Genomic DNA, 8582 nt, shown 5'->3' with positions numbered 1-8582 from the left:
ATTTCATCTACGACTTCTTTTCCAGAATACACATTACTAATTCTTTTTAATGTTACTAAATTATAATTTTTCAAGTTATCATATATTGAATTTAATTTATTAAACAACAACTCATCCAGCTTTTCAATTTTATTTTTCTCCAACCCCACCAACCTATCAATCTCCCCTATCTTCCAATCAAGAAACTTGGCTATTTGGTTTTGTTCAGATAGGGGGGGAGTTAAAGTAACATAATTTAATAAAGTTTCATTTGTTAGTGTCCATCTATTATCTTTAGACACTCCTTTACCTACTGATTGTAAAGCTAATGAAGTGTATTGTGCTTTAAACCAATAATCATAATATTTTTTATTTAATTTAACTTTATTTCTTAAATTTATATATGCTGGGCTAATAACTCCCTCTATATAAGAAATATTACAATTAGCCCCACTGTATAAATCCATTGGATTTAAAAGTAAATCTCCTTTTTCAACTTTATTGTAATTTGAATAATCAACAGCTATTTGTCCTTTATTATTTGAAATATCCCTTACCTTTACTTTATCCCTTGCTAATGATAAAATAACTGGATTTTCTTTAGTTGATAAATCTTTACTGATATAAAATAATCTTTTAATTTTTTCTGTTCCCCAATGCTCAGGCACTTCCTTTAGCCAGGGCAAGTCTACTTTTCTATACTTTTTATATCTTTTCATTATTTCTTAATTCCTTGGTTCTTACTTTATTTCCTCGATATCTGATTTGAGCCATTAAAATATTTTTGAATTTTGCTCCTCCCTAGTTATACTGTTTTACACCGTCGCCTATATGCAATTTTTCAAAACTAGGAGATCTTAATATTTTTTTCTACATTCCTATAAGTATTTAATGTAATTCTAACATATTAATTATTACTTCTCTACTTTTTCAACTATTTTTCTAAAAATTTATTTACAAAATCATCTGAACTTTCCTTTGTAGCCTTGATAAGTAATTTGTCATTTTGATTTAATAGCGTATCTCCCTTAGGTAAGATGTGTTTTGCATTTCTTTCTATTTCTGCAACAAAAATATTTTTTCCCCAATCTATTTCACAAATTTTTCTATTTATTAAAGCAGAATCTGCCTCGATAGTTAATTCAAATTCTATTTCATTTTCTCCGTCAAATTTTATATGTTCCTTAGATAGTAAATTTCCTAATAAATATTCATAAACTGGTTTAGTTCCCAAAATATTAGCAGTGTAATAAGCGGCTAAGCAACATATTGCCAGTGGTAAAAAATAAGATAGCTTTTGTGTCATTTCAAAAATTAAAATAATCGAAGTTAGCGGACTTCTTACAACAGCAGTTAAGTAACCAGCCATTGATAATATAATAAATATTGACAAATATTCTGTTCCAACAAATTTACTAAATAAGGCTCCTAGAATCGCTCCCTGTACTAAAATTGGAAGAAATATACCTCCTGCTACTCCAGACGAAAAAGACATTAGTGAGAAAAATGTTTTTAAAAAATATAATACTATTAAAAATAAAATTCCATAAGTGGTATAGATTAATTTTTCCACCAAGTGATGACCACTACCCAATACAATAGGAAAAAATATAAACATTAGTAAAGAACAAAACATAGCTATTTGTGGACGTAACAATATATTAAGAGTAATTTTATTATATATTTTCAAACAAAATTTCATTAATAGATTATAAAAAGTTCCACACAGTCCTAAAAATATTCCCAAGATGGCTATAAAAATATAAGTTTGTAATTCTATGCTAGCAAGATTTGAAAATTTGAATATCGCCTCAAAACCAAATACATATTGACTTATGACATCAGCAACTACTGCCGAAGCAAAACAACTGACAACTAATTTTTTAGAAATATTTTTATGAATTTCTTCGATAGAAAACATAACTCCTGCAAGTGGTGCATTAAAGGCTACCGAAAGACCAGCACTAGCGCCACAAGTTAATAAATAATTTTCTTTAACACTATCACGTCTTAATAATTTTGAGACAAGTTTTCCACTCATTGCACCTAGTTGAATAGAAGGTCCCTCTCTACCCAGGGACAAACCACCCAGGGCTGCAAAAAATCCTCCAAACATTTTATAAAATAAAATTCTAAAAGGTCTGGTGTCTATTCGACCAGTAACTTCTGCTACAACTTGGGGTATGCCACTCCCAGATGAATAAGGTTCTTTTTTTACCATATAAGCAGATAAAAATCCCATTACTAGCAAAAATAATATCAGATATAAAATATATATTTTATTTGACCAAATATTATTTTCAAAAAAATATATAACTTTTTCACTATAAGCTATCATTAGTCTATATATGACACCTACTATGCCAGCCATAATCCCAACTATAATACCATCAAATAAGAGAGATGATTCGCTAAAAATTTCCCTGCGTCTTTTTTTTAGAATATTCATATCTTTACTCCAAAATTTATTCTTAAATTTATTTTACTAATTTATGAGAAATTTTTAAAGTCTTTTTTAAAAATAAAAAATAACCTGACACAAGTCAGGTTAAAAAATTATTTATTTTCTTTTGGTTTATTTTTCCAACAATCGACATTATTTAATTTAATTGGTAGGTTATCCAAATAAAATACTGGATCTTTACCTAATTTTTTCTGCTTAACATAATCTTTAAGGACTACATAAACTACACTAGATAGCCCAACTATTGCAATAAGATTTAATAATGCCATAATTCCCATTGTAATATCAGCAGCTCCCCAAACAATATTCAAGTCTGCAACACTTCCTAGATAGACAAATATACAACAAAATACCCTGTAAACATTTACTGCCCATTTTTTAGGAATTAAATATTGGATATTTGTTTCTCCGTAGTAATAATTTCCAACAACAGAACTATAACCAAATAAAAATATTGCAACTATTAAAAATATTGTTCCGATACTACCTATTTGTGAAGTTAAGGCTACTTGTGTTAATTGAATACCCTGTAACTTCCCATTACCATACTCTATACCTGGATATAATAAAATTAAAAAGGCCGTAGCTGTACATACCAAACAAGTATCAAAATATACACCCAAAGTTTGAATAAAACCTTGCTTAGCTGGATGCGTACTATCAGCAGTTGCTGCCGCATTAGGTGTTGAACCTAAACCTGCTTCATTAGTAAACATACCTCTTTTTACTCCTAAAAGTATAGAAGTAGCTAAACCAATAGTTCCTCCTGCAACTTGTTCTAAACCGAATGCAGATTTAAAAATTTGTGATATTAAACCTGGAATTTTATCAAAATTAATAATCATAATTACCAAGACTATTAATAAATATATTAGGGCCATTATGGGTACTAACCATTGAGTAATTTTTACTATCTTAGTTACCCCTCCAAAGATGACAAATATAGTTAAAACTAATAATGCTATTCCTACTATTTTCGTATCTATATTATAAATTGCCAAAGATTGAGCTATTGTGTTAGTCTGTACAGAGTTAAATGCAAAACCATAAGTTATTGATATGACTATGGCAAATAATACACCCATCCATTTTTGACCAAGACCTTTTTCCATGTAATAGGCAGGCCCTCCACGAAAAACCCCCTTTCTATCCCTTACCTTATAAACTTGTGCAAGGGCAGATTCGGCAAATGATGAAGCTCCCCCAAAAAGTGCTACTATCCACATCCATAAGACTGAACCAGGACCTCCTAAAGCAATAGCTATGGCAACTCCTGCAATGGTTCCAGTACCAACCCTAGACGCCGCTGAAATAGTGAATGCTTGAAAGGCAGATACGCCTTTTTGTTGTCCCTTAGTATCTTTAATAGGTTTTTCTGCTATAAGTCTAAACATTTCTTTTATATATATAAATTGAACAAATTTAGTGCTAATAGTAAAGTACAAGCCTACAACAATAATTAAACCTATTAAAAAATAGGTCCACATAAAATCATTTATTATTTCCATTAGATTAATTAATTTTTCAGTCATCTTATTCTCCTCATAATATTAGTATCAAAAACTATACTTATAATTATAACAATTTAAAAATTTTTCAGTAAATATGTGTTAGATAATTTTACATTATAAAAAGAATATCTATTTTAGATATTCTTTTTATAAGTTCCCTCTTTTAGTTCTTTTGCTATATTTGCTAATTTTCTAAATCTGTGGTTAAGACCAGATTTAGATAATTTTCCATCTTCTATAAGTTCTGCTAGTTCTTTAAGGGCTAATTCTTGATTTTTCAGCCTTGCTTCTGCTACCACTCTTAACTTATCGTCTAAATTTTCAATTCCTAGTCTTTCTTCAATTATATTTATATCTTCTACTTGTCTGCTAGAAGCCTTGACCATTTTATTCATATTTGCCAGATCGCAGTTTTGCATCCTATTTACAGAATTATTTATATCCCTAACTATTCTTTCATCTTCAAATTGGAATAGGGATTGATAGGCACCAACAATATTTATAAAATCAGCGATTTTTTCCGATTCTTTAACATAAACAATAAAGCCTTTTTTTCTCTCGAGACTTCTTGCATTAAGGTCATAACTATTTAGTAGTTCCATTAATTCTTTGTTGTGTTCTGCATATTGTGAAAATATTTCTAGGTGGTATCTTGAAGTTCTAGGATTATTTATAGAACCACCAGCCAAAAAAGCTCCTCTCAAATAAGAACGTTTTTTTTCGTCAGTATCTGTTAGTTCTTTTGCTATGTCTGTTCTTAGTGTGTAGTTATCACTTAAAATGTATAATTCTGTTAAAATTTCTTTTACTTTTTCATCTAGTCTACAAATATAGACATTATTTTTCTTTAATTTCATTTTTTTTCTTACCGATATATTTATGTTCACGTCGTAAAAATGTTTTATTAAAGAAAAAATTCTTCTTGCTATGGTTGCATTTTCTGTTTGGATACCTATACTCAGCCTCCCATTTGCTATGGTTAAAATTCCATTCATTTTGACTAAAGCAGATAATTCTGACAAAAATTCTTTATCTTTACTTATTTTAATCATTGTTAGCTCTTTTTTCATTTCAGATGCGTATGACATTTTAACCTCCTAGCAATTTTTTAGCTAGTTAATTGTATCACTATTATAAAAAATAAACAACACATAAATTTAAAAATCTACTGGCTTAAATATTTTTAAGTTAGGCAGATGTTTTATTTTATTTCTACAATTATTCCCACGGCTCCCTCGCCAGTGTGAGTTGAAATTGCTGGAGTTGTAATAAAAATATCTTCGTCTGAAATTTTATAATTAAATTCTTTAGCTATTTCTTCTTTTATGCTATCTATGTATTCATAGGCTAAGACATTTACTAAACTAACTTTTTTAATTTCTTTACCTGCCACATCATTTTTTAAATTTTCAATTAAACTTTGAATTAATCTTTTCTTTCCCCTAACCTTGTCTACTGGAGCAAGTTCTTCTGGATATAATTTTGTTAATATTTTTAGATTAAGTAGGCCGCCAATAAGGCCAGCAGATTTTTTTAATCTTCCTCCCTTTACTAAATTATCCAGCCTGTCAATAGTAACATAAGTAATTATTTTATTTTGTTTTTCAATAAGCAATTTATATATTTCTTCTGCACCCTTACCTTCTTTAATGTACTTGTAGGCATCTTCTATGTAATAGTGCATACCCCTAGAGGCTGTCATTGAATCTATAACGAATACATTATTAAATTCTTTGGCAACAGATGCTGCTGTGCTATAGGTTCCACTTACTGCCGATGAAATATGAATAGATATTACTGAATAACCTAAATCAGTCCATTTTTTATAGGCTTCTAAAAATAAACCTACCGAGGGTTGACTGGTAAAAAATTGTTTTGCATCTCGCATTTTATAGATATATTCTTCATTATCTATACTATCAAATTCTTGACCGTCAATGGTAACTTTTACTGGTAAAACCTCAATATCATATTTTTCAATTTCGCTTTTTCTTAGGTCGCTAGTTGAATCGGTTATTAATTTTATTTTTGTCATTTTGTCCTCTCATCTTTATTAATAAACTTTATTTTTTACTCATATAAAAATATATTTATCTTAGAGATAAATATATTTGAAATTATACTATAAATTTTATTAATTTACAATGTATTTTTATTTTTTAGTAAATTTTTTTGTTTATTATTATCTGATAGAAATTTTTATTTTTTAATTTTCAACTTTGCTTAACATCTTATTTTTTTAAACTAATAAAAATTTTTTCTAAAATTCTAACTTGTTTAAAAATAAAATTTTTCATAAAAAAAGAATTGTATTTAAAATACAATTCTTTTTTATTCAACTTCTATCATAACTCCCACAGCTCCCTCTCCTGCATGCGTCGATACAGCTGGTGTCGTTATTACAATATTTTTATCCAATACTTGGTAATCAAATACTTCTAACATTTTTTCTCTTACCATGTCTATATATTCATAAGAAAGTACATTTACTAAACTGATTGTTTTAATTTTTTTATTTTCAACATCTTTTTTTATAGCGTTTATTAGGGCCTGAACTAATTTTTTCTTGCCTCTTACCTTATCAAGAACAACAAGCTCATCAGGTAATAATTTTGTTAAAATTTTTAGATTTAAGAAATTACCTATAAGACCAGCAGTTTTTTTCAAGCGACCACTTCTTACTAGGTTGTCAAGTTTATCAATAGTAACATAAGTCAAAACTTTTTTCTGTTTTGCTACTAATAATTCTACTATATCTTTTACATTTTTTCCTTCTTTAATATAGTCGTAAGCATCTTTTATAAAATATTTCATACCACAAGTAGCCGTCATGGTATCAACAACATGAACTCCTTTATAGTCTTGTGCAACGCAAAAAGCTGTATTATAAGTACCACTCAAAGCACTAGAAACATGTAAAGATATAATTTCATATCCTTTTTCAGTCCATTTTTTATATGCATCCATAAACAAACCTACTGCAGGTTGACTGGTAGAAAATTGTTTGGCATCACGCATACGATAAATATATTCTTCATTATCTATGCCGTCAAAATCTTCTCCGTCAATAGTAACTTTCATAGGTATAACTGCTATATTGTAAAACTCAATTTCTTCTTGAGTTAAGTCGCTCGTGCTGTCAGTAATTAATTTTATTCTAGCCATATTTTCTCTCAACATTCAATATTATTAATTTGTTTACAAGGTAACAAATTACAAACTAATTATAATATAAAAAAATTATTATTACAAATATTATATTTTTTAATATAATTACTTATATATGCTATAATGAATAAATAATATTTTATAGGTGGGATAAAATGACAAAAAAATTTATCACAATTAAAAATAATGTAGACAATGAATTGATAGAAAAAAAATCCAGATTTATTACTTATCTAATAAGAATATCTAGTCAAGAAGAAGCCAAAGAATTTATACAAAAAATGAAGAAAAAATTTTATGATGCAAACCATGTTTGTTCAGCATTTGTTTTTGGCGACAACAACGAAATAACAAGAGCAAATGATGACGGCGAGCCGAGTGGAACTGCTGGAACTCCTATGCTAGATGTTCTATTAAAAAATAATATAAAAAATGTTTGTGCTGTTAGCATAAGATATTTTGGCGGAACAAAATTAGGAACAGGTGGACTTGTTCGTGCCTACTCTTCTGGAGTTATAGAAGCAATAAAAAAAGCTAAGCTAATAGAAAGAAAAAATGCTTTAGAAATAAATTTTGAAATTGAATATTCACTTAATGGCAAAATAGAGTATGAAATTACAAAAACAAATTTTTTAGTAGATGATGTGATATATAGCGACAAGATAAATTACAAAATTTTTGTAATACAAAATGAAGAAGAAGTATTTTTAAATTGGATTAGGGAAACAACAAATGGTAAATTTAAAATTATTTCATCAAGAGAAAAATTATTAGAATTTGATATAAAATAAAATGAAGTGAATTAATTTTCACTTCATTTTTAAATTATATAATTTAAATTCAGATATTTTTTATTATTAATTTCTTTTTGCTTGCTCATATAAATTGTATAATTTTTTAACCAGTCCCTCCTTATTTCTTCTTATGCTACACTTTATTTTACTTATTTTAGTTTTATACATAAGTTTTTATTATTTTAAAATCTTCATTATAAGAATGTGCTAGCTCATAATGAAAAATATCCTTGCTTTGTTACTTGAATCCATTACACAGGTTACATTGGCAATATTCAAGATTATATATAACTTAAAATACATGCTTCTATACAGAATATCATTACTAATAGGTATATTAGCAGCATTTTAATACATAGACAAGGCTTTCCCCCAAGTATAAGTAGCTTCTTTCATAGTAAAGCCTTGTTTCATATCTTCTGCTGCCAGGCTTAACATGTTTTTTCTATTTACTAATTCTATAATATTAAATATCTATGTTCTAAGTCAATAAAGTTTATTGTTTTAAAGATCTTCTTTTTCTTGAAAATGTTTTGTTGTTTGTATTTTTTTATAGAAAAAGAACTAGAAATCAATCTAGTTCTTTTTATTTTTTTATTTTTGTTGTCTTCTTGCTAGTAGTATTGTTCCTACTAACATAAATAGACCTATTCCTATAGAGCTTGT

General features: G+C 27.9%; 7 protein-coding genes. 1 reads left to right on the top strand and 6 read right to left on the bottom strand.

Features of this window, described 5'->3' with window-relative positions:
* From KMP12_RS06905 to KMP12_RS06880, 6 genes are all read right to left on the bottom strand, one after another.
* Positions 1 to 698: restriction endonuclease subunit S domain-containing protein (locus tag KMP12_RS06905; protein ID WP_483867059.1), on the bottom strand; the 698-nt coding region annotated here is incomplete at its 3' end.
* A 215-nt stretch (positions 699 to 913) separates the two neighbouring features.
* Positions 914 to 2428: a ClC family H(+)/Cl(-) exchange transporter gene (locus tag KMP12_RS06900; protein WP_215756987.1), complete on the bottom strand. Its 1515-nt coding sequence runs from the start codon at positions 2426 to 2428 to the stop codon at positions 914 to 916.
* A gap of 107 nt (positions 2429 to 2535) precedes the next feature.
* The gene (locus KMP12_RS06895) at positions 2536 to 3975 is read right to left on the bottom strand and encodes an alanine/glycine:cation symporter family protein (RefSeq protein ID WP_215756986.1); all 1440 of its coding nucleotides are present in this window, start codon (positions 3973 to 3975) and stop codon (positions 2536 to 2538) included.
* Positions 3976 to 4088: 113 nt separating this feature from the next.
* The gene (gene whiA, locus KMP12_RS06890) at positions 4089 to 5042 is read right to left on the bottom strand and encodes a DNA-binding protein WhiA (protein ID WP_215756985.1); all 954 of its coding nucleotides are present in this window, start codon (positions 5040 to 5042) and stop codon (positions 4089 to 4091) included.
* A gap of 113 nt (positions 5043 to 5155) precedes the next feature.
* On the bottom strand, positions 5156 to 5989 hold the full coding sequence (locus tag KMP12_RS06885) for a DegV family protein (RefSeq protein WP_215756984.1): 834 nt from the start codon (positions 5987 to 5989) through the stop codon (positions 5156 to 5158).
* Positions 5990 to 6285: 296 nt separating this feature from the next.
* Positions 6286 to 7119, bottom strand: coding sequence for a DegV family protein (locus KMP12_RS06880; RefSeq protein ID WP_215756983.1), 834 nt, complete (start codon positions 7117 to 7119; stop codon positions 6286 to 6288).
* A gap of 158 nt (positions 7120 to 7277) precedes the next feature.
* On the opposite strand from KMP12_RS06880, the gene KMP12_RS06875 reads away from it, so the two are divergent.
* Positions 7278 to 7913: a YigZ family protein gene (locus KMP12_RS06875; RefSeq protein WP_215756982.1), complete on the top strand. Its 636-nt coding sequence runs from the start codon at positions 7278 to 7280 to the stop codon at positions 7911 to 7913.
* Positions 7914 to 8582: the final 669 nt, after the last annotated feature.

This window comes from Gemella sp. zg-1178 (assembly GCF_018790995.1).
Classification (GTDB): Bacteria; Bacillota; Bacilli; order Staphylococcales; family Gemellaceae; genus Gemelliphila.
The sequence above is the reverse complement of the archived record's forward strand: the minus strand, read 5'-3'. Positions and strand labels throughout refer to the sequence as shown.